General features: G+C 70.7%; 7 protein-coding genes. All 7 read left to right on the top strand.

What is annotated here, in order from left to right:
* Positions 1-40 precede the first annotated feature (40 nt).
* The 7 genes from recC to ACW7G2_RS07165 all read left to right on the top strand — a co-directional run bounded on the left by recC (position 41) and on the right by ACW7G2_RS07165 (position 22,609).
* Complete coding sequence (gene recC / locus ACW7G2_RS07195) at positions 41-3,439, top strand: exodeoxyribonuclease V subunit gamma (protein ID WP_456974212.1); 3,399 nt, start codon at positions 41-43, stop codon at positions 3,437-3,439.
* Positions 3,436-7,125, top strand: a complete 3,690-nt coding sequence (gene recB / locus ACW7G2_RS07190) for an exodeoxyribonuclease V subunit beta (RefSeq protein WP_456974210.1) — start codon at positions 3,436-3,438, stop codon at positions 7,123-7,125. Before recC ends, recB begins: the two co-directional genes overlap by 4 nt.
* A complete protein-coding gene (gene recD / locus ACW7G2_RS07185) occupies positions 7,122-9,044 on the top strand; it encodes an exodeoxyribonuclease V subunit alpha (RefSeq protein ID WP_456974208.1) in 1,923 nt (640 codons plus the stop codon). The genes recB and recD overlap by 4 nt, the downstream gene beginning before the upstream one ends.
* A gap of 237 nt (positions 9,045-9,281) precedes the next feature.
* On the top strand, positions 9,282-9,467 hold the full coding sequence (locus tag ACW7G2_RS07180; protein ID WP_456974206.1) for a hypothetical protein: 186 nt from the start codon (positions 9,282-9,284) through the stop codon (positions 9,465-9,467).
* Complete coding sequence (locus ACW7G2_RS07175; RefSeq protein WP_456974204.1) at positions 9,464-9,766, top strand: type II toxin-antitoxin system RelE/ParE family toxin; 303 nt, start codon at positions 9,464-9,466, stop codon at positions 9,764-9,766. Before ACW7G2_RS07180 ends, ACW7G2_RS07175 begins: the two co-directional genes overlap by 4 nt.
* 274 nt (positions 9,767-10,040) lie before the next feature.
* Positions 10,041-22,109 carry an amino acid adenylation domain-containing protein gene (locus tag ACW7G2_RS07170; RefSeq protein WP_456974202.1) on the top strand — a complete coding sequence of 4,023 codons (12,069 nt, stop codon included), beginning with the start codon at positions 10,041-10,043 and terminating at the stop codon, positions 22,107-22,109.
* Entirely contained in the window at positions 22,106-22,609 is a 504-nt protein-coding gene (locus ACW7G2_RS07165; protein WP_456974200.1) for a phosphopantetheine-binding protein, read from the top strand. Before ACW7G2_RS07170 ends, ACW7G2_RS07165 begins: the two co-directional genes overlap by 4 nt.
* Positions 22,610-22,677: the final 68 nt, after the last annotated feature.

Below are 22,677 nucleotides of genomic sequence, written 5' to 3'. Positions count from 1 at the left end.
TCCGGAATTGCGATTGGCGTCCGGCACAATGGCCGCATCCATGACCACGCCTCCTGCGCCCGACTTCCGCCTGTACCACTCCAATTCGCTGGAGGTGCTGGCGGGGGTCCTGGCCGACATCCTGCGCACGCCCGCGCCCGGCGCGTCGCCGCTGGCGCCGGATATCGTGCTGATCCCGCAGGTGGCCATGCGCCGCTGGCTGCAGGCCACCCTGGCCGCGCGCCACGGCGTGGCGGCCAACATCGAGTTCCTCACCCCGGGCGAGTTCCTTGGCAATGCGCTGAAGGCCAACCTCGGCCCCAGTGAGGACGAGCTGGATCCCGAAACCCTGCATTGGCCGCTGTACGCCGCACTGACCGATCCCGCGCTGCTGGCCAAGCCGGCCATGGCGGCGATCGCCGCCCACGTGCAGGGCAATGATCCGCTGCGTGCCTGGTCGCTGGCCGGCGAGCTGGCGCAGGTGTTCGGCAAGTACCAGGCCTGGCGCCGCGACTGGCTGCTGCGCTGGGAAGGCGGCGCCGATCCGGATGATCCGCAGGCCATCCTGTGGCGCCGGATCGCGCGCGGGCACAATCATCGCGCGCGCCGCATCCAGCAGTACCTCGATCGCTTCGAAGGCGCGGAGCGGCCGCTGCCCAACGGCCTGCCCTCGCGGCTGCTGGCCTTCGCCACCCTCAACGTCTCGCCCGACGTGCTGCGGGTGATCGCCACCCAGGCTCGCGCCGGCACCCTGCACTGCTTCGTGCCTTCGCCGGTGCAGGACTACTGGGGCGACCTGCAGCGGGTGCGCGCGCTGCCGGAAGCGGCCTGGCTGGAAGACGGCAGCGGACTGCTGGCCGAAGATGAAACCCCTCTGCTGCGCGCCTGGGGCGCGGCGGGCGTCGACTTCATGCGCCTGGTCGGCAACTACGAGGTGATCCACGCATCGGCGGAAATCCACGCCCATGCCGACCCGGGCCAGGGCGGCGGCGCGCTGCACGGCAGCCTGCTGCGGCGGCTGCAGTCGGACCTGTATCACCGTCGCGGCGCGCCCGGCTGGCCGCTGCGCGAGGCGGTGGACCGCACCGACCCCAGCCTGCAGCTGCACGCCTGCCACACCCGCCTGCGCGAACTGCAGGTGCTGCGCGACCAGCTGCGCTCGCTGTTCGATGATGAGCGCTTCGACCCGCCCCTGCAGCCGCGCGAGGTCGCGGTGCTGGCGCCGGACATCGATCCCTACCTTCCGTACCTGGAAGCGGTGTTCGGTGGTCGTGGGGAAGCTGCTTCTGGACAAGCCATCCCCTATGCACTGGCCGACGCCAGCCCGCTGGCCAACGAACCGCTGGCCGAAGTGTTCGTGCGCCTGCTGGCGCTGCCGGTGTCGCGCTTTGGCCTGCACGAAACGCTGGACCTGCTGGCCAGCCCCGCGCTGGCCGAGGCCAACAACCTGGATGCGCCCGCGATCGAGCGCCTGCAGGCCTGGCTGGAGGCCGCCGGCGCGCGCTGGGGCCTGGATGGCGCCCACCGCGCCCGCTTCGACGCGCCCGAGGATGACGCCTACACCTGGGCCTTCGCCCTCGATCGCCTGCTGCTCGGCCACGCCAGCGGCAGCGATGCGCTGATTCGCGCGAACGACGGCCGCCTCGTGGCCCCGCTGCCGGACCTTGAAGGCAGCGCGCTGGACGCGCTCGATACCCTGGTCCGCCTGCTGCGCGTGCTGGCCCGCTACGCCAGGGTGCTGGGCGAGGCGATGCCGCCGGCGCAGTGGCGCGAACGCCTGCTGGAACTGCTCGAAGCGCTGCTGCCCAAGCCGCCCGCCAGCCCGGCCAGCCAGCGCGCGCTGGACCGGCTGCGCACCCTGGTGGACGAGTTTGCCAAGACAGCGGAGCGCGCCGACTTCGATGCGCCGGTGCCTGCCGAAGCCGTGCGCGCCCACTTCGGCGCCGTGCTGGCCGAGGCCGACGTGCGCGCGCCGCTGCTCACCGGCGGCGTCAGCATTGCGCGCATGGTGCCGATGCGGCTGCTGCCGTTCCGGGTGATCTGCGTGCTGGGCATGAACGACGCCGAATTCCCGCGCCGTGATGCCGCGCCCGGCCTCAACCGCCTCACCGCGGAGCTCGGCACCGACAAGCGCCGGGCCGGCGACCGCTCCACCCGCGATGACGACCGCTTTCTGTTCCTGCAGCTGTTCACCGCCGCCCAGGACGTGTTCTACGTCAGCTGGCAGGGCGCCGACCCGCGCGATGGCAGCCGGCGCGAGCCGTCGGTGCTGGTGTCGGAGCTGATCGATGCCGCCGTCGGCCAGCACGCATCGGATACGGAAGAAAAGGTGGCCGATGCGCTGGTGGTGCAGCATCCGCTGCAGCCGTTCTCGCCGGAAGCCTTTGGCTCGACCAACGAGCCGCGCCGCTTCTCGTATCACGCCCGCTGGCAGCAGGCCGCAGCGGGCGCGGCCGACCGGCGGGTGTCGCTGCCGCCGTGGTTCGTGGGCGATCCGTTCGCGCCGGGCGAGGCCGAGCCGGAGCTGTCGATCAGTGCGCTGCGGCGCTTCCTGCTGCACCCGGCCGAAGAGCTGCTCGCCCGCATGGGCATGCGGCTGATCGAAATCGAAGAGCACGGCGACGACCTTGAGCCGCTGGCCGCGCCCGGCGGCGGGCTGGAGCGCAGCGTGCTGCAGCGCGAACTGTTCGACGAACTGCTGCGCGGTCACGACGATGCCGCCATCCACGCCTCGCTGCGGGCCCGAGGCCTGCTGCCGTCGGGAGCGTCCGGGCGCCGGGTGCTGGCCGACCAGCGCGAACTGCTGGCGCCGTGGCTGGACGCGTTCTCGCAGTGGCGTGGGGATTCGGAGCCCGGATCGGTGCTGGCTGAAGTGGAGATCGACGGCGTGCGTGTGCACGGGCGCATCCAGGATGCATACCCGCACGGCATCGCGCGCATGCGCTTCGGCAAGCTCAACGGACCGAGCGTGATCCGCAGCGGGCTGGACTGGCTGCTGGCGCGCGCAGCCGGTATCAATCTGCCGCTGGTGGAATTCTTCGACGGCGGTCGTGCGGGTCCTGGCCCGTTCGAGCGTCCGGAGCTGTCGACGGTCGACGCACGTAATGCCCTGCGCGAGCTTCTTGCGCTGCGTGCACAGGGCCTGCGCGAACCGCTGCCATACGCGCCTTACAGTGGCTGGGCGCTCTACAGCGGCGCCGAGAGCCTGGAACGCGGGGTAAAGGCCGCGCGCAGCCAATGGCACGGCAGCGGCGGAGGTTTCGCTGAAGGTCATGGCGATGCACTGCGCCAGGCCTTGCGCGGCTGCGACCCCTTTGCCGATCAGGACACCCTGCAGCGCTTCGTCGATGCCGCCCTGCTGGTGTTCCTGGCCCTGCGCGATGGCAAGGTCCATGGCGGCCTCGACCCCGACGCGCTCCACGGCCTGGCCGAACGTTTTGAACCGGAGGACAGCGAGTGAGCGCGTCGCAGGATCCGTACCTGACCCAGCCGCTTGAAGGCGTCTACGCTATTGAGGCCTCGGCCGGCACCGGCAAGACCTTCACCCTGGCGACCCTGCTGGCGCGGCTGGTGCTGGAGCGCAGCTTGGGCGTCGGCCAGATCCTCGCGGTGACCTTTACCGAAGCCGCCACCCAGGAGCTGCGCGCGCGGGTGCGCCAGCGCCTGGTGCTGGCCGCCGAAGTGGCCGCTGGCCTGCCCATGGACGCCTCGCCCGAGGCCGGCCTGATGCGCACGCTGATCAACGCGTACATCGAGCGCAGCGGTGAATCGGCCACCGCCGTCCGTCGCCGCCTGCGTACGGCTGCGAACGACATCGACATGGCCGCCATCTTCACCATCCACGGCTTCTGCGCCCGGGTGCTGCGCGAGCACGCGCTGGAAAGCGGACAGGGCTTCGATCCGCCCGAGCTGCTGGCCAGCGATGCAGAACTGCGCGCCGGCATTGCCGCCGACCTGTGGCGCTCGCACGCGGTGGATGCCGCCAGCGTCGACGACCTGTACGCACTGTGGCCGCAGGGCCCCGATGCGCTGGCCAAGGATCTTTCCCCATTGGTGCGCGAAGCAGTACTGCTGCCCCCGCCGCCGGCCTCGCTGCCCGATCCGGGCCCGATGCTGCAGGCCGCCGCGCAGGTCTTCGCCGAAGCCGCGCGCAGCCATGGCGACGGTTTCCGCGATGAACTGCTGCGCGCGGTGGAAGGCAAGGTGCTGCATGGCGGCAGCTACAAGGCCGAATGGATCCAGGAGCTGTTCGCCCAGCTGGCTCGCTGGTGCGAGCGCGACGAACCCGGCTCCCGCTTCCACCACGACAAGCTGGAGCAGCTGCACCGCGACACCCTGCTCAAGCGCACCAGCAAGGCCGGCGCAGGGCGCACCCCGGATTCGCCGCTGTGTGATGCGGTGGCGGAGTACGCCACCGCGCTGGCCGAGGTCGATCGCCTGCGCGAAGCGCGCCAGGTGGCCCTGCTGCATCGCCTGCGCGATGACGCCCGCCGCCGCATGCTTCGCCACAAGCAGCAGGTGCGGGTGCTGACCTATGACGACCTGATTGATCGCGTAGCCGAAGCGCTTGAAGGCGAACATGCCGACGCGCTGGCTGCACGCCTGCGAGAGCAGTACCGCATCGCCCTGGTGGACGAGTTCCAGGACACCGACCCGCGTCAGTGGCAGATCTTCAGCCGCGTGTTTGGCGCGGGCAGCCCGGACTCGGCGCTATTTTTGATCGGCGATCCCAAGCAGGCCATCTACGGCTTCCGCGGTGGTGACGTGGAGACCTACCTGGCCGCGCGCGAAACCGCGGAGATGGCGCCGCCGCTGTCGCACAACTTCCGCTCGCGTCCCGCCGTGCTCGGCAGCATCGAAGCGCTCTACAGCCAGGCGCAGACCGCACACGAAGCCGACCGGGACAACATCGCCCCGCCTTTCATCGATCCGCGCATCCAGTTCCACCCGGTGCAGCCCGGCGGGGCGCGCGATGACGCCGAATACCAGCGCAATGGCGCGCCCGCGCCGGCGCTCACCCTGTGGCGGGCGCCGCAGCCAACGGAGACAGACCGCAGCGGCAACCTGAAACCCCACAGCTCTCCGCAATCGCGCGAACTCGCCACCCAGGCCTGCGTGGCCGCGATCCACGGCGTGCTCACCGATGCCCGCGAAGGGCGCGCCACCATCAACGCCGAGCCGGTGCGGCCCGGCGACATCGCCGTGCTGGTGCGCAAGCACGGCGAAGCCATCCAGATCCGCGACGCCCTGGCCGCGGTGGGCATCCCGGCGGTGGCCGCAGGCAAGCAGAGCCTGTTCGCCACCCCGGAAGCGCGCGAGCTGCACACCCTGCTGCAGGCGCTGGTGCACGGTGCCGACGACCGCCGCCTGCGCGCCGCGCTGGCCACCGTGTTGGTGGGCGAGGACGCGCACGCCATCGCTGTGCTCGATGCCGAAGGCGCCACCCTGCAGCAAAAGCAGCTGGAAGCCCTGGCCTGGCGCGAGCGCCTGCAGCGCGGCGGCCCGCTGGCGTTGATAGGCGAGCTGTGCGCCAACAACGCCCCGCGCCTGCTCGGCCTGATGGACGGCGAGCGCCGTCTCACCAACTACCTGCAGCTGGCCGAGCAATTGCAGGAAGCCCAGCGCAACGCCCTGGGCCTGCACGGCCTGCTCGACTGGCTGGCCCGCGCCATCGCCGAGGCCAGCGCGGATGATGAAGCCCAGCAGCTGCGGCTGGAATCCGACGCCCGCCGCGTGCAGGTGGTCACCCTGCACAAGAGCAAGGGCCTGGAATACCCGCTGGTGTTCCTGCCCTACGTCGGCATCGGCGGCATGGCCCGCAGCCCCGGCCGCAAGGTGACCGTGCACGGCGATGACGGTCGTGTGCTGCACTGGAAGCTGCAGGAAGAGCACAGCGGCTGGAAGGAAGCCGCTGAAGCCTGGAAGCGCAGCGAACGCGCCGAAGACGCGCGCCTGCTCTACGTCGGCCTGACCCGCACCCGTGACGCGCTGTGGCTGGCGACGGGCATGTTCTATTGCCACCAGCAGTCGCCGCTGTGGACCATGGTGTCCGACCCGGAAGCGCTGGCCGCGCGTGCGCCGGATGCCATTGCCATCGACGCCGCGACGCCACCCGCGCAGCTGCCCTGGCTTGGCCCCGAAACCGTTGAAGAAGTGCCCGCCGCCCGCACCGCGCAGCGCACGCTCGCCAGCGACTGGTGGGTCTACAGCTTCACCCAGCTGGCCAACGCCGACGCCGGCCACGACCTCTCCACTGCCGCCACCCAGCCGGCCGCCGGTGGCCGCGACGAGCCGGAAGAAACCGCGGAAGCAGCGGCCGATGCCGCCGAGATCGACCCGCGCTTTGGCGGCGCCCGCTTCGGCGTGGTGCTGCACGAGGTGTTCGAAAACGCCGACTTCGCCGCCTGGCACGCCTGGCGCCCCGGCGACGAGGCCCCGGAGGGCGAGCGCAAGAAGATCACCGATGCCCTGGGCAAGGGCGGCTATGCCGAAGCCGACATGGACGACGGCGTGGCCGCGATCGTGCCCATGATCGGCCACACCTTCACAGTTCCCCTGCCGGAAGGAATCACGCTCGCGGCCGTGCCCGAGGAGAACCGCCGCCCGGAGATCGAGTTCCAGTTCGCCCTCGCGCCCACCCGCGTCGATGCGCTGCTCTCCCTGCTGCATCGCCACGGCCTGCTCACCGCGCGGCAGGGCTTTGGCATGCGCCGCAGGCTGGAAGGCCTGATGACCGGCCTCATCGATCTCACCTACGTGCATGAGGGCCGCTGGTACGTGCTCGACTACAAATCCAACCGCCTGCCCGGCTACGCCCCCGCGCAGCTGGAGGAGGCGATGGCGCACAGCGAATACCACCTGCAAGCGCTGATTTACACCCTCGCCCTGCACCGCTGGCTGCGCTTCCGTTTGGGCGACGGGTACGAGTACGGGCGCGATTTTGGGGGGGCGCGCTATGTGTTTTGTCGCGGGGTGGAGGGGTCTCGCGAAGAAGCGAAGGGCGCGAAGGGTGGGCAGGAAGGGGGAGGGCAGTCCGTGCAGGGCGCGCAGGCAGCGAAGGGCATCCAGGCTTGGCGCTTCGATCCCGACCTCGTCCACGCGCTCGATGCCCTGTTCGCCGGCGAAACCAGCGAGGCGGTGGCATGAGCCTGTTGAACGCACTCGTGAAATCCGGCGCGCTGCGCCCATTGGACCAGGCGCTGGCGCACAGCCTGCGCCGGCTGGATCCGGACACGCCGGATGCCGTGCTGGCCGCCGCTGCCCTGGCCTCGCTGGCCGTCGCCGCCGGCCATGCCGGCTTCGACCCGGCCGACCCGCAGCGCCTGGTGGAAGAGCCCATCGACTGGCCCACACCCGACGCCTGGCGCCAAGCGCTGGAATCCTCGCGCTGGGTCGCCTGCCCCGAGGCCGGCGATACCGAATCCGCCGCCGACGCCCCGCTCGTGTTCGAGCACGGCCTGGTCTACCTGCGCCGCTACCGCGAGTACGAGCGCCGCCTGGCCGAAGGCCTGCGCCGGATCGGCAGCGCCGTGCCGCATTTTGGCGCGGCGACTGACGACTGGGAGCAGACCCAGGCTCCAGCCCAGCCCCAGGTGCAGCCCGAGCCCCAGGCCCAAACTGCGGAAGCCGAGGTCCCGGCGAACCTCGCGCCCCTTTTTGCCCAGCTCTTCCCCGACGCCGCCACCGGCGAAGACCTGCAATCCCGCGCCGCCGCTGCCGCCCTCCACCACAGCCTGCTGCTGGTCACCGGCGGCCCCGGCACCGGCAAGACCACGACCATCACCCGCATGCTGGTGCTGCTGGTGGCGCAGGCACTGCAAGCCGGCACCGCCCCGCCGCGCATCGCCCTGACCGCGCCCACCGGTCGCGCCGCCGAACGCATGGCCGAGAGCGTGCGCAACGCCGTGCAGGCGCTGACCGCCTTGGGCGTCGACACGGCGTTATGCGCCCACCTGCCCACCACCGGCACCACCCTGCACCGCCTGCTCGGCACCATTCCCGACAGCCCCACCTTCCGGCACCACGCCGACAACCCCCTGCTGCTCGACGTGGTGGTGGTGGACGAAGCCTCCATGATCGACCTGCCGCTGATGGCCAAGCTGGTCGAAGCCGTGCCCGACGGCGCCCGCCTGGTCCTGCTCGGCGACCCCGACCAGCTCCCCTCCGTCGAAGCCGGCGACGTCCTAACCGGCATCCTCGCCGCCGCCGGTGCCGCCGTTGTAGGAGCGGCCCGTGGCCGCGAAGCCCCCGCCCCATCCGCCGCCAGCGCCACCTTCCCCGCCCACCACATCCACCTCACCCGCGGTTACCGCCAGAGCTCCACCCTCGACCTCGCCCCCCTGGCCACCGCCGTCCGCGAAGGCGACAGCGACACCGCCCTCTCACTCCTCCGCAGCGGCACCCTCTCCGGCGTCCACTTCCACGAAGGCAACGCCGACCCGCTGCAAACCCACCGCGACCACCTCCTCGCCCACTGGACCTCGCTCGCCGAAGCCACCACCCCCGCCGAAGCCCTCGCCAACGCCAACCGCCTGCGCATCCTCACCGCCGTACGCGAAGGCCCGCACGGAGCACGCGGCCTCAACGCCCGTATCGAAGAAATTCTCGCTGGTACCAGGCGCGGTGCCGGCCCGGCATCAACCGGCAGCCGTTACTTCCACGGCCGCCTGCTGCTGATCACCGAAAACAGCTACCGCCACCGCCTGTTCAACGGCGACATCGGCATCTGCCTGCGCGATGACAGCGGGACGTTGATGGCCTGGTTCCCGGGCGACGACCCGAGCAACCCGCGACCGTTCCACCCCGCAGCGCTGCCGGCGCATGACAGCGCGTTCGCGATGACAGTGCACAAGGCGCAGGGCAGTGAGTTTGATGAGGTGTGGCTGGTGCTACCGGAGCGCTTCAACCGCGTGTTGTCGCGGGAGCTGGTGTACACCGGCCTCACCCGCGCGCGAAGCGAACTGCGTGTTTCCGGTAGCGAACCCGTGATCCGCGAAGCGTTGGCGCACCATGCAGGCCGCTGGTCGGGATTGGGATTGCGGCTGGCGCGCCGGCTGTTGCCATAACCGTCTCTTCCGCAGACACACTGATCTGGTAGGTAATACGCCGGAAGCTGCAGCACCCCGCCCGCGTCGAGGATGGCGGGAATGCCGTCCATCTCCTTCGTATCCGTCCGATGTCCGACTGGCGGTGGGTGGACGAGGGCGGCTGCGGCGGGCTGAACCCCTGCCTGGGGACGAACAGGACAGCCTGGACGGTCGGGGGCTAAGATGTTCGGGACCTCCCTTGCAAGAGACATTCCCATGGCTGCCGTGTTCAAACAGCAGGCCCACCAGTTGGTAGACGACCTGCCCGACGATGCCAGTTGGGAGGACCTGATCTATCAGGCCGCCTTGCACCGGGCGATCGAGAAGGGCATCGACCAGGCCGATGCAGGGCAGCTCATTGCCGCCGAGGACGTGCTTCGGCAGCTTGAATTGGCCGCGTGAGGGTTTACTGGACGCCGGGCGCGCAAGCCCGGCTGCTGGAGATCCAGACCTACCTGAAAGAACACGCGCCAGACGTGGCGTCGTCGGTGGCGCTCCAGCTGGCGCGTCGCGCGCTGGAACTGGGCGAGTTGCCGGCGATGGGCAAGCGGTTGGAGCGCTATCGGCCCGTCGAAGTGCGGGAGTTACTTGAACGCCCCTATCGCTTGATCTACCGCGTGACGCATACACAGGTGGAAATCCTGACGGTGCTGCACTACCGGCAGCTGATGCCGACCGATCTGGCCGACGTGCATGAGTGATCGCGGCATGGCTTCCTAGCCATGCGTCAGCACCCGCCGGCAGCAGCCCCGTGCGCCACGGCACCAGCAGGCCGCTGGGCTGCAGGAGAAAGCCGGAGCGGACCGGGCCGGGCGTGGGGACCCGTGCGGACGCGGACACGTCGCATCCCTGCCTCCTGACGGCATCAAGGAACTGCCCGACGCGGGGCGCTGAGTCGCGGGCGCCACTGGCCGCTCTTTCCCTCCGAATCCGTTCAATTGGCTTGTACGGATGTGTTCCGGGGGGAGCAGTTGGATGGTTACGGGTGACGCGAAAGGCTACTGGGAGTCGGCATTGTCCGGAGCGACCCAGTCGATCGGCCTGGCGGTGGGCGATATGCGCGCCGCCGGAGCGGACGGGTGCGGGTCCGCGGGCCGGCTGCTGGAGCCGCCGCTTGTCATGCGGGTGCGTGCCTTCGCAGCGGCGCATGGCGTCGATCCGGGCCAGGTGCTGCTGGCGTCGTTCCTGGTGTTGCTGCACCGGCTCTCGTCGCAGGCGGACCTCGTCATCCAGCATCGCAATGGCGACGGGCCGGCGCTGCCGCTGCGCTTCGGGCTGACCGAAGGCACCGACGTGGCCGCGTGCCTGAGCCTGGTGGCGACGCGCGTGGACGAAGCCGCGCGGCATGCCCCGGCGTTCGCGGCCTCGGATGCGGCCGCGATCCGGTGGCAGGCGCTGTTTTCCGAAGGGGCGATCGATGCTCCGTGCGAGGACGGCACGCTGCTGGCCATGCGGCTCGGCGAGGCCGACGCTTCCGGCCGCCTGCCGGTTCGGCTGGAGTTCGCCGATTCGTTGCTCGATGCGCGCCAGGCCGAACACTGGCTTGGCTGCTGGGAAACCCTGCTGTGCTCGATGCTCGACGATGCCCGTGGCCTCGTCGCCGACCTGCCGATGTTCGACGAGGCGCAGCGCAGCGCCGCCGTCGAGCGCTGGAACGGCACCACTGTCGCGTTCCCGGAGGTTGCCGGCGTACACCGCCTGTTCGAGGCCCAGGTGGCCCGCACGCCGGACGCGATCGCGCTGGTGCACGGCGATGAGCGGCTGACCTACGCTGAACTGAACGCGCGTGCCAACCGCCTGGCGCGTCATTTGCGCAGCTGCGGCGTGGGCCGCGACGGGCGCGTGGCGATCCATGTTGAGCGCGGCGTGGGGGTGGTGCTGGGCCTGTTGGCCACGCTCAAGGCCGGGGGCGCGTATGTGCCGCTGGACCCCACCTATCCGGCCGACCGGCTGGCCTACACGCTCTCCGACTCACAGCCGCGCGTGCTGCTGACGATGTCCGGCATGGAGCCCGTTGCAGACGGCGCACCGGGCGGGAAGCCGGGCGGGCTGGTCGTGATCGACCTGCTGGCCACGGACGCACCCTGGGCGGAACAGCCCGCGCACGATCTCAGCCCGGGCGAATGCGACGTGCGCGCGGACGACCTGGCCTACGTGCTCTACACCTCGGGCTCGACCGGCCAGCCCAAGGGCGTGGCGATGCCCCATGGGCCGCTGGCCAACCTGATCCAGTGGCAGGTGCGCGAGCCGGGCCACGATGCGCCGCTGCGCACGCTGCAGTACGCGGCGCTGGGCTTTGACGTGGCCTTCCAGGAAACCTTCGCCACGCTTGCCACCGGCGGCGAGCTGCACCTGATCGACCAGGATGCGCGGCTGGCTGCGGGCAGGCTGTTCGACTTCATCGTCGAACACCGCATCGAACGCATGTTCCTTCCGTACTTTGCGCTGCAGATGCTGGCCGAGGGACTCGAAGGCCATATCGCCTCGCTGCCGGCCGGCGAGCCGGTGCGCTGCGACCTGCGCGAGGTGATTACCGCCGGCGAACAGCTGCGCATCGAGCCGAAGATCGTGCGCTTCTTCGAGCGCCTGCCCGGCTGCCGCCTGCACAACCACTACGGCCCGACCGAGACGCACGTGGTTACCGCGCTGACCCTGCCCGCGGATCCCGCGACGTGGCCGCGGCTGCCGAGCATCGGCCGCCCGATCGCCAACGCGCGGGTGTACGTGCTGGACGAGCGCGGGCGACCGCTTCCTGAGGGGGCGGCCGGCGAGCTGTACCTGGCCGGGCCGGTTGTGGCGCGCGGTTACCTCGGGCGCGACGCGCTGAGCTCGGAGCGTTTTCTGCCCGATCCTTTCGTCGGTGGCGGGGCGCGCATGTACCGCACTGGGGACCTGGGCCGCTGGCTGCCCGACGGAAACCTTGAATGCCTCGGCCGCCAGGACTTCCAGGTGAAGATCCGCGGGTTCCGAGTGGAGCCGGGCGAAATCGAGGCGCAGCTGATGGCGTTCCCCGGCGTGCGCCAGGCCGGCGTGCTCGCACGCGAGGACGTGCCGGGCATGACGCGGCTGGTGGCCTACGTGTCTGCGCAGGACGCGGCGGCGCCGGTCGATCTGGAGCAGCTGCGCCGCCACCTGGTGGCGCAGCTGCCGGACTACATGGTGCCGGTGGCCTTCGTGCAGATGGACGCGCTGCCGCTCTCGCCCAACGGCAAGCTGGATCGCGCGCAGCTGCCCAGGCCCGGTCGCGAACGCCCGGAGTGGGCCGGGCCGTATGCTGCCCCGCGCACGCCGGTGGAAGCCGCGCTGTGCCGGATCTTCGCCGAGGTGCTCGACCTGGAGGGGCTGGGTCGCGACGACAGCTTCTTCGACCTCGGGGGCAGCTCGCTGCTGGTGATCCGGGTGCTGGAGGCAGCGCACCGCGAAGGCATCGGCGACGTGCCGGCGACGGCGCTGTTCAATTCGCCCACGCCGGCGACGCTGGCGGCGGAAATCACGTCCGGTGACGTTCCGCGCGCCATCGATGCCGTGCGCATGTCGCGCGGCCGCGGCGGCAGCGACGGTGAGGCGATCGCGATCATCGCCATGGCCGGGCGCTTCCCGGGCGCGGCCTCGGTCGAGGCACTGTGGGAAGGCCTGTGCGCCGGCCGCGATGGCGTGGCCCGCTTTTCCGCGGACGAGCTGGACGCCGCCATCCCCGAAGCGCTGCGCGCTGACCCGGCCTATGTGCCCGCGCGTGGCGTGTTCGACGACTTTGACGGCTTCGACGCGGCGTTCTTCGGCATTTCGCACAAGGAAGCCGAGCTGATGGACCCCCAGCAGCGCGTGTTCCTGGAGCTGTGCTGGGAGTGCATCGAGCGCGCCGGCCGCGTGCCGGACGCAACCGGCGCGCCGGTGGGCGTGTTTGCCGGCATGTACAACGCCAGCTACTACCAGAACCATGTTCTGGCGCACCCGGACCTGATTGAGAACCTCGGTGCCTTCCAGGTCATGCTGGGCAACGAGAAGGACTACATCGCCACCCGCATCGCGCACAAGCTGGACCTCACCGGCCCGGCTGTGAGCGTGCATACCGCGTGCTCCACCTCGCTGGTGGCGATCGTGCAGGCCGTCGACAGCCTGCGAGCGGGGCGCTGCACCATGGCCCTGGCTGGCGGCGTGGCGGTGACCTGCCCGGTGCGCAGCGGCCATCTGTACCAGGAAGGCGGCATGCTCTCCGCGGACGGGGCCACGCGCAGCTTCGACGCCGGGGCGACCGGGACGGTGTTCAGCGACGGGGCCGCGGTGGTGCTGCTCAAGCGCCTGTCCGAGGCCATCGCCGACGGCGATCCCATCCACGCGGTGATCCGCGGGGCTGCGATCAACAACGATGGTGGCGGCAAGGCGAGCTTCACCGCGCCGAGCAGCGATGGGCAGGCGGCGGTGATCGCGATGGCGCATGCCGATGCCGGGGTCGAGCCACGCAGCATCGGTTACGTCGAGGCGCACGGCACCGCCACGCCCATGGGAGACCCGATCGAGATCGAGGGCCTGACCCGGGCCTTCCGGCAGGGCACCCGGGACACGGGCTTCTGCGTGGTCGGTTCGGTCAAGAGCAACATCGGGCACACGCTGATGGCCGCGGGCGCGGCCGGTGTCATCAAGACCGCACTGGCGCTGGAAAACGGCTGCATTCCGCCCACGGCGCATTTCCGCGAAGGAAATCCATCCATCGATTTCGGGTCCACGCCCTTCCGTGCGAGCGGCGAGCTGCTGCCCTGGCCGGCTTCACCGGACGGCCCGCGCCGCGCCGGCGTGAGTTCGTTCGGCGTGGGCGGCACCAATGCGCACGTGGTCATGGAGCAGGCCCCGCCGGTTGTGCCTTCCGACGTCGCCCAAGGCCCCCAGCTGCTGGTGCTGTCGGCGCGGACGCCGGTCGCGCTGCAGGCATCCATTACCCGCCTCGCCGACCACCTGGAGGCCAACCCTGCGCAGAACTTCGCCGACATCGCGTGGACGCTGGCGGTCGGGCGCAAGGCCATGGGGCACCGGGTCGCCGTTGCCGCCGTGGACAGCGCCGCGACGGTCACCCGGCTGCGCGATGCCAGCCTCGCTGCCGCGGCCGCGAAGACCGTGGCGGCGAAGGACGGCGGGGTGGTCTTCCTGTTCCCTGGACAGGGCTGCCAGTACGCGGGCATGGGGCGGGAGCTGTACGAACGCGAGCCTGCGTTCCGCGAGGCCTTCGATGCCTGCGCTGCGGTGCTCGATGTGGAGCTGGGCCAGGGCCTGCGCGCCCTGGTGTTCGGCGACAACGCCGAAGCGCTGCTGCCGACAGCGGTCATGCAGCCGGCGATCTTCAGCATCGAATATTCCCTGGCGCGCTGGTGGATGGCGCAGGGGCTCACGCCGGCGGCGATGGTGGGCCACAGCATCGGCGAGTTCGTTGCCGCGACCCTGGCCGGCGTGTTCGAGCTGGCTGATGCACTGCGCCTGGTCGCGCGCCGCGGCCGCCTGATGCAGGCCCAGCCCACGGGCGCGATGCTGTCGGTGCGGCAGCCGGGCGCGGCGCTGCTGGCGCGGCTTCCGGACGGCCTGTCGCTGGCCGCCGAGAACGCGCCGGGAGCCAGCGTGGTTTCGGGTCCGCACGAGCTTGTTTCCAGCTTCCAGCAGCAGCTGGAGGCCGAGGGCGTGGCCTGCCGTGCGCTCAGGACCTCGCACGCATTCCATTCCTCGATGATGGAGCCTGCGGTGGCGCCGTTCCGCGCCGAAGTCGAGGCACTGCCGCGGCAGGCGCCGTCGATCCCGATCTTCTCGACCGCCACCGGCGACCTGCTGGACGCTGAGCAGGCGGTGTCGGCCGACTACTGGGCACGCCATCTGCGCGACACGGTGCGCTTCTCTGGGGCGCTCGCCAGCGCACTGGAGGTGGTGCAGCCGCGCGCGCTGCTGGAGATCGGCCCGCGCAACACGCTTACCGCGCTCTCGCGCCAGCAGCCGCTGCTGCGGGAGCAGGGCGTTGCCGCGATCGCTTCGCTGGGCGACAACCCGGCCGGGGAAGCGACAGCGCTGCTGGACGCGTTCGGACAGGCCTGGAGCCGGGGTCTGGCCCTGCGCCCGGAACTCCTGGACCGGCGCGCGCGCCGACGCCGCGTCCTCCTTCCGGCGTATCCCTTTGAACGAAAACGCTGCTGGCTGGATGCCCATTCCGTGGCCCCGGCGGTCGCTGAGGCCGTGGCGCAGGACGTCGCCGATGCGGCGGTTCCAGGCGCTGCGGCGGTGACCGGCCCGGTCCCGGCTGGACTGGCAGAGGTCTTCGACGAACAGCTCCGGCTCATGTCCGGGCACCTGGACGCGCTGGAGCACAGCGGGGTCGCCGACAGGGAGTGGCTGCTCTCGGTCGTGCGCGACCAGCAGGCGCTGATGGCCCGGCAGATGGTGCTGGCGCAGGCACTGCAGCCCCACCAGGAGCCCGATCAGCAGCCCGGTCGCGTGGACCCGGCTGCACCGCCCACGACCGTGCCGGTTGCGCCTGCACCCGATGCCGCAGAGAGCACCGTGGCCGCGCCCGCGGACGACGCCCCCGTGCCGACGACGGAGCCGCAGCGGGAAATTTGGCTCGCGGCGCGGATCGATCCGTCGGTGGCCCTGGCCTTCAACCAGTCGATCTCGCTCTCCCTGCAGGGCAGGCTCGACGTCGCTGCGCTCCTTGCCGCACTGCGCGCAACGGTCGACCGCCACGACGCGCTGCGTTCGACGATCTCCGCCGACGGTGAATGGCTGCACGTCCAGCCGACGATGACGTTGGACATGCCGGTCACCGACCTCGGCGCGCTGGCCGCGGACGGGCAGCCCGAGGCCCTGGCGGGGCGCAAGCGTGCCGGTGTGGAAACGCCGTTCGACCTGGAGCGCGGCCCGCTGCTGCGGGCGGAATTGGTCCGCCTCTCCAACGAAGGCCACGTGCTGCTGCTGCACGCCCACCACATGGTCTGTGACGGCTGGTCGTGGAACGTGATCGTGCACGAGCTGGGCGCGCTTTACTCCCGCGAGTGCGGCGGCCAGGGCCCGGGCCTGCCCGCAGCGCGCTCGTTCCGCGAGTACGCCCGCCTACTGGCGCTGCAGCCGGAGCTGTCGGTGTCGCCCGACGACGAAGCCTGGTGGTTGGCACGGCTTGCCGACGGCGGACCGGTGCTTGACCTGCCCGTGGACCGGCCCCGGTCGCCGGAGCGGGATCCGGCCGCGGGGTTCGCGGTGCGCACGCTCGACGCGGAACTGATGGAGGCGGTGCGGCGCACGGGGTCGGCACACGGCACGAGCTTCTATGTGAGCCTGCTGTCAGCCTTTGGCCTCCTGCTATCGCGGCTCAGCGCCCAGGATGACCTGGTGGTGGGAATTCCGGTCGCCGGCCAGGCGGACGAAGGCTCGGGCGGACCGCTGGTCGGGCACTGCGTCAACCTGCTGCCGCTGCGGCTGGCGATCGACCATGCGCAGTCGTTCGCGGCGCTGCTCGAGGCGACCCGGACAACCGTGCTCGATGCGATGGAGCACCAGCGCTGCACCTTCGGCTCCCTGCTGAAGAAGCTGCGGATCGAACGCGACGCCAGCCGGCCGCCGCTGGTGTCCGCCGTGTTCAACGTCGACCAGGTCGCCGACCGGGAGCGCGATGCGTTCGCCGGCCTGGTGCTGGATCTGTCCGTCACCCCGATGGTCTGCGACAACTTCGATTTCTCGATCAACGCGGTGCCGTCGCAGGACGGCCTGCGCCTGGAATGCCTGTATAGCAGCGCGCTGTTCGATGCCGCCACTGTCGATGCGTGGCTGGAAGCGTATGAGAGCGTGCTTCGCGGGCTGGTGCGGGATTCCGCGCAGCGGCTGTCAGGTCTTCCGCTGGTCGAGGGCGAGGCGAGGGAACGGTTGCGCGATCTGCAGCCGGCTCCGGTGGCGTTCGACGCGGAGTGCCGGATGCACGAGCACTTCGAACGCCAGTGTGACGTCGACGGCGGGCGCATCGCGCTCTGGCAGGACGGCGACACGACGAGCTACGCGGCGCTGGAGGCGCAGGGCAACCGCATCGCACACCTCCTGCGCTCCAGGGGCATTGCGCGCGGCGCCCTGGTTGGGATCATGCTCGAGCGCACGCCACGGATGCCGGCGGCGGTCCTGGGGACGTTGAAGGCCGGCGCGGGCTATGTGCCGCTGGATCCGGAGCAGCCACCGGCGCGCCTGGCCGCGATCGCCAGGGACGCGCGGTTGTCCGTCATCCTCACCGAGACCGTCCACGCCCGGCGGCTTGCCGTCGAGGGCGTGACGCTGCTCGCGCTGGACGTTCCCGGCGACCTTGCGCCGGACCTGCCCACGACGCGTATCGGGCGCGATGCGGATGCGGCGATGCCGGATTCGGTGGCCTATGTGGCCTACACGTCGGGCTCGACCGGCACCCCCAAGGGCGTCCGCGTGCCGCATCGTGCGGTCGCGAATCTCATCGCCTGCATGCAGCGCTGGCTGCGGCTCGGCGCGGAAGACGCGGTTGCCGCGGTCACGCCGCTGTCCTTCGATCCCTCGGTCGTGGACCTGTGCCTGCCGCTGTCAGTGGGCGCACGGGTGGTGCTCGTCGACCGGGACACGGCCGTGCACGGCGCGGCGTTCCGGCAGATGATGGAGCGCAGCGGGGCGACCTACCTCGATGCCACGCCTTCGGGCTGGCGCGTGCTGCTCGACGCCGGATGGCGCGGGTCGCCTGGATTCAAGGCCATCTGCGGCGGTGAAGCGATGCCGCCCGATGTCGCGACGGCGCTGCTGGAGCGCGGTGCCGAACTCTGGAACATGTACGGCCCCACCGAGACCACGGTCACCGCCACCGGCGCGCGGATCGCGACGTCGGCGGACGGGCTGCCCGACATCCACATCGGCAGGCCGGTGGACAATTCGAGCGTCTGGATCCTCGACCGCTTCGGCCATCTGTGCCCGCGCGGCACTGCGGGCGAGATCTGTATCGGCGGCGAGGGCCTGAGCCTCGGCTACCTGGACCGGCCCGAGCTGATGGCGAAGCAGTTCGTACCCGACGTGTTCTCCGCAGCCATGGAGACTGGGTCGGGATCGCCGCGGCTGTACCGGACCGGGGATCGCGGCCGCTGGCGCGCCGACGGCAACCTCGTGCACCTGGGGCGGCAGGACCGCCAGGTGAAGCTGCGCGGCTACCGGATCGAACCGGGCGACATCGAAGCCGCGCTGCGCGCCGACGCGTCGGTGGCCGAGGCTGCCGTGGTGGTGCGCGAAGACGGGCAGGGTGCAGCGGGACTGGTCGCCTATGTGGTGGCGCGCAGTGGCGCCTCCGTCGACGAGACGGCGCTGGCCGAAGGGCTCCGGGACCAGCTGCCGCCATACATGCTGCCGGAACGCGTGGTGGTGCTCGACGCCATGCCGGTCTCGACGACGGGAAAGCTCGCCCCGTCGAAACTGCCCGTGGTACCGCATGACGAAGTGGCCGAGGCTGCGGTGCGTCGGGACGACGGCACGGCGGCGTCGCGGATTGCCGCGAAGATGGCCGAGCTGCTGGACCTGCCGGATTTCGACCCGGAGCAGGACTTCTTCGCCGCAGGCGGCCATTCGCTGCTTGCGGCACGGCTGGCGAGCTGGCTGGAACAGGCCTTCGGGACCCGGGTCAAGCTGCGCCTGCTGTTCGACACGCCCACGCCCGCCGCGCTGGCGGAAGTCCTGCTCGCGCGTCCCGAAGCGGAGACGACCGGATCAGACGTGCTCGACATCCCGCGCCAGCCGGACCAGTCCATCGGTCCGCTGTCGCTGATGCAGCAGCGGCTGTGGGTGCAGGAACAGATCCAGCCGGATTCGACCAACTACATGATCCCGTCGGCCCTCCGCCTGCGCGGGCCGCTGGACTTGCGGGCGCTGGATCGTGCGCTCGCCGATGTGGTCCGCCGGCAGCCCGCCCTGCGCACCGTCCTGGAAGCGTATGAGGGCGGTGCGGTGCAGAGGGTGCTGGACGACCTGCCGGTGACGCTGCTGCCGGAGGAGGACCTCACGGCTTTCCCGGCCGGGGAGCGCCATGCCGAGTTCCTGCGTCGGGTCGACCCTCTGATCCGCGCCCCGATCCGGACCGACGACGCGCCCCTGTTCCGGGTCCGCCTGTTCCGGCTGTCCAACGAGGACCACATCCTCTACCTGCAGGTCCATCACGCCGTCTGGGATGGCACTTCGTTCCGCCTGTTCTGCAAGGAAATGGCGACGCTCTACGCGTGCCACACATCGGGCGTGAGTCCGATGCTGCGCCCGCTCGAGCGCAGCTACATCGACTTCGCGGCCTGGCATTCGGTCGCGGCGGACAGCGAGGACGTGCGCGCGCAGATCGCCCATTGGCGCGAGCGGCTGTCCGGAGGCGTCGAGCCGCTGCGCCTGCCCGCGGATTTCCCGCGTCCGGCCATGCCCAGCGGGCGCGGTGGAAGCGAATTCGTCCGCGTCGAGGCGGCCCTGGCGCAGCGGCTGCGCGAACTCGGCCAGGCCCACCACGCCACCCTGTTCATGACCCTTCTCGCCGCCTATTTCGCGTTCCTGCACCGGACCAGCGGACAGCGCGACCTGGTGGTCGGGCTGCCGGTCCGCAGCCATCTCACCGAACAACTGCAGGAGGTGATGGGCTTTTTTTCCAACGTGCTGCCGATGCGCCTCGAACTGGATCCGGAATGGACCTTTGCCGAGCTGCTGGGGCACGTGCGCGATGAAATGATGGCCTGCTTCGCGCACCCGGACGTGCCGGTCGAGCGCCTCTTGCAGGAGTTGGAGATCCCTCGCGACATGAGCCGGTCGCCGCTGTATCAGGCCCTGTTCTCCATGGACGACTCGCGCGGGCAGGCCCGCCAATGGGGCGAGCTGCGCTGCGACGATCTCACCCTGCCGAACTACAGCGCGTTGACCGACCTCTCGCTGTGGGTGGACGAGGATGACGAGCGGCTGTTGATCGACTTCAACTACAACGCCGACGTCATCGCCGCACCCTCGGCCAAGTTCATGGCGCACCGGTTCGTCGGCCTGCTGGCGCGATTGGTTGCCGAGGCCGATGTCGCGATCGGCAACATCGAGACCCGCGGCGACGAAGACTGCGAGGCGCTGGCGACCTGGAACGACACATCCACCAACCTGCCGCAGGCCACGAGCCTGCCCGGGCTGCTTGCGCCGCAGGTGGAGCGCGCGCCGGAGCGGATCGCCCTGCGCTTCGGCGCACGCACGCTGACATACCGTGAGCTCGACGCACGCAGCAGCCGGCTTGCAGACGCCCTGGCGGCGCGCGGAGTGGGAGCGGGCGACCTGGTGGGTGTCTGCCTCGAGCGCGACCCGGACCTGGTTGCGACCCTGCTGGCGGTCCTGAAGCTGGGCGCCGCGTATGTGCCACTCGACCCGGCGTATCCCGCCGACCGGCTGCGCTTCATGGTCGCCGATGCCGGGCTGGCGCTGCTGGTGTCCGTGGGTGAGCTCGCAGACGGCTTCGCGCTGCAGCCCTCGCAGCAGCTGCTCCTGGATCGGGATGCCGGCGAGATCGAGTCGGCCCCGGTGCTGGCGCGCGAAGTCGACCCGGCCGGCCGGGACGCGCCGGCCTATGTGATCTACACCTCGGGTTCGACCGGAACGCCGAAGGGCGTGGCCGTGCCGAACGGAGCGGTTATCAACTTCCTGCAGGCCATGCGCGAGACGCCCGGGCTGGGCCCGGAAGACATCCTGCTCGGCGTCACCACGACCTCGTTCGACATCTCGGTGCTGGAGATCTTCCTGCCGCTCTGGGTCGGGGCCACCCTGGTGCTGGCGACGCGCGAGCAGGCTGGGGATGGCGCGAAGCTCGTCGCGCTGCTCGAGGACGAGCGCGCCACCGTGCTGCAGGCGACGCCCATCACTTGGCACCTGCTGCTCGAGGCCGGATGGAAGCCGCAGCGCGGATTCCGGGCCCTGTGCGGAGGCGAGCCGCTGTCGGCGGAGCTGGCGGGACTGCTCATCGACCGCGGGGTGGAACTCTGGAACATGTACGGGCCGACCGAGACCACGGTGTGGTCGACCTGCGCCAGGATCGAACGCACGGGCGACGCAGGTACGCTCGACATCCACGTCGGTCGCCCGATCGGCAACACCACGGTCTGGGTGATGGACCCGCATGGCCAGGTGTGCCCGGTCGGCGTGCCGGGCGAGATCTGCATCGGCGGCGCGGGTGTCGCCCTGGGCTACCTGGGTCGCGAAGCACTGACGGCAGAGCGGTTCGTTGCCGATCGGGTCGCGCCCCGGGACCATGGCACCGGCCTGGCGCCCAGGCTGTACCGCACCGGAGACCGCGGCCGCTGGCGGCACGACGGCATGATCGAACACCAGGGACGTCTGGATTTCCAGCTGAAGCTGCGCGGCCACCGCATCGAGCCGGGTGAGATCGAGGCCTCGCTCGACGCCGACCCCGGCATCGTTCGCTCGGTGGTGACCGTCCGCGGGGACGCGCCCGGCGACCAGCGGCTGGTGGCCTACGTGATCGTCGCCGACAGGGACCGGTTCGACGACAGAGCGCAGCTCGTGCGGCTGCGCGGAATCCTCCCAGCCTACATGGTGCCGCAGCACATTCTGGTGCTCGATGCGCTGCCGCTCCTGCCCAACGGCAAGGTCGACCGTGCCTCGCTGCCACGGCCGCAGCCGCGCAAGCCCGCGGAGGCCGTCGCCGGAGGGCCCGGCGCGGCGCGGGAGGAGCCGCCACGCCATGGCACCGCCGGCGCTGTCTCGTATGTGACCGCGCTCTGCTCCGATCTGGTGGGCGCCCCGGTCGCCGCCGACTACAACTTCTTCGATGCCGGTGGCCACTCGCTCCTTGCGGTGCGCTTCATCAACCGGATCCACAGGGAGACCGGCGTCCGTCTCAACGTGCTCGCCCTGGCGACATCCACGTTGGAACAGTTGGGGGAGCAGATCGCCGGGTCGGAGCGCTTCGCTCCCATGAAGGCCAAGGCGGCACTGCGCGGCGGCCCCATCAGCCAGTTCAGGAAATGGCTGTTCCCCACCCGTCGCCGCGTGCCTTCGGAGCTGCAGGAATGACGCATACGGATCGGCAGGCAATGGAGCCCGGTGGCCGCCACGCGCGCCTCTCGGCACGGGTCAGGGAGCTGTTCGCGGACGTCACTGGCTTCGACATCTCCATGGAGGATGGCGATACCCCCTTCGTGGAGCTGGGGATGGACAGCCTCACGCTGACCCAGGTCTCGGTGCAGCTGGGGAAGGTGTTCCCCGTGGGCATTACCTTCCGCCAGCTGATGGAGGACTGCGCCAGCGTGGACCGTCTGGTGTTGGAGCTGGACGCCCGGCTGCCGCCCGATCCACCGCTCAAAGAGGCTGAGCCGTTGCCATTGCCCGATACAGGGAGCGCTGCCATTCCTGCGGCCCCGTCCGTCGATGCGGACGCCGTGCGCCACCTGGTCGCGCGGCAGATGCAGCTGATGACACGGCAGCTGGCCCTGTTGTCGCGATGCACCGGTGGGGCGGCGCCTGCGGCCACGACGTCGAGCCTGACCAGCCCCGCCTCCGCCCATTTGCAATAGTGCGCTGCCTGCCGTGGAACCGTTGTTTCTTTGCGGGCATGCTGGCGTGGACGGATGCCCGACATCCG

The sequence above is a fragment of the Luteimonas sp. A277 genome (assembly GCF_054052045.1).
The sequence above is the reverse complement of the archived record's forward strand: the minus strand, read 5'-3'. Positions and strand labels throughout refer to the sequence as shown.

Bases quoted from the DNA above. Each gene is read 5' to 3' on its own strand.
- recC (WP_456974212.1), top strand. From the start codon at position 41: ATGACCACGCCTCCTGCGCCCGACTTCCGCCTGTACCACTCCAATTCG.
- ACW7G2_RS07170 (WP_456974202.1), top strand. From the start codon at position 10,041: ATGGTTACGGGTGACGCGAAAGGCTACTGGGAGTCGGCATTGTCCGGA.
- recD (WP_456974208.1), top strand. From the start codon at position 7,122: ATGAGCCTGTTGAACGCACTCGTGAAATCCGGCGCGCTGCGCCCATTG.
- ACW7G2_RS07180 (WP_456974206.1), top strand. From the start codon at position 9,282: ATGGCTGCCGTGTTCAAACAGCAGGCCCACCAGTTGGTAGACGACCTG.
- ACW7G2_RS07165 (WP_456974200.1), top strand. From the start codon at position 22,106: ATGACGCATACGGATCGGCAGGCAATGGAGCCCGGTGGCCGCCACGCG.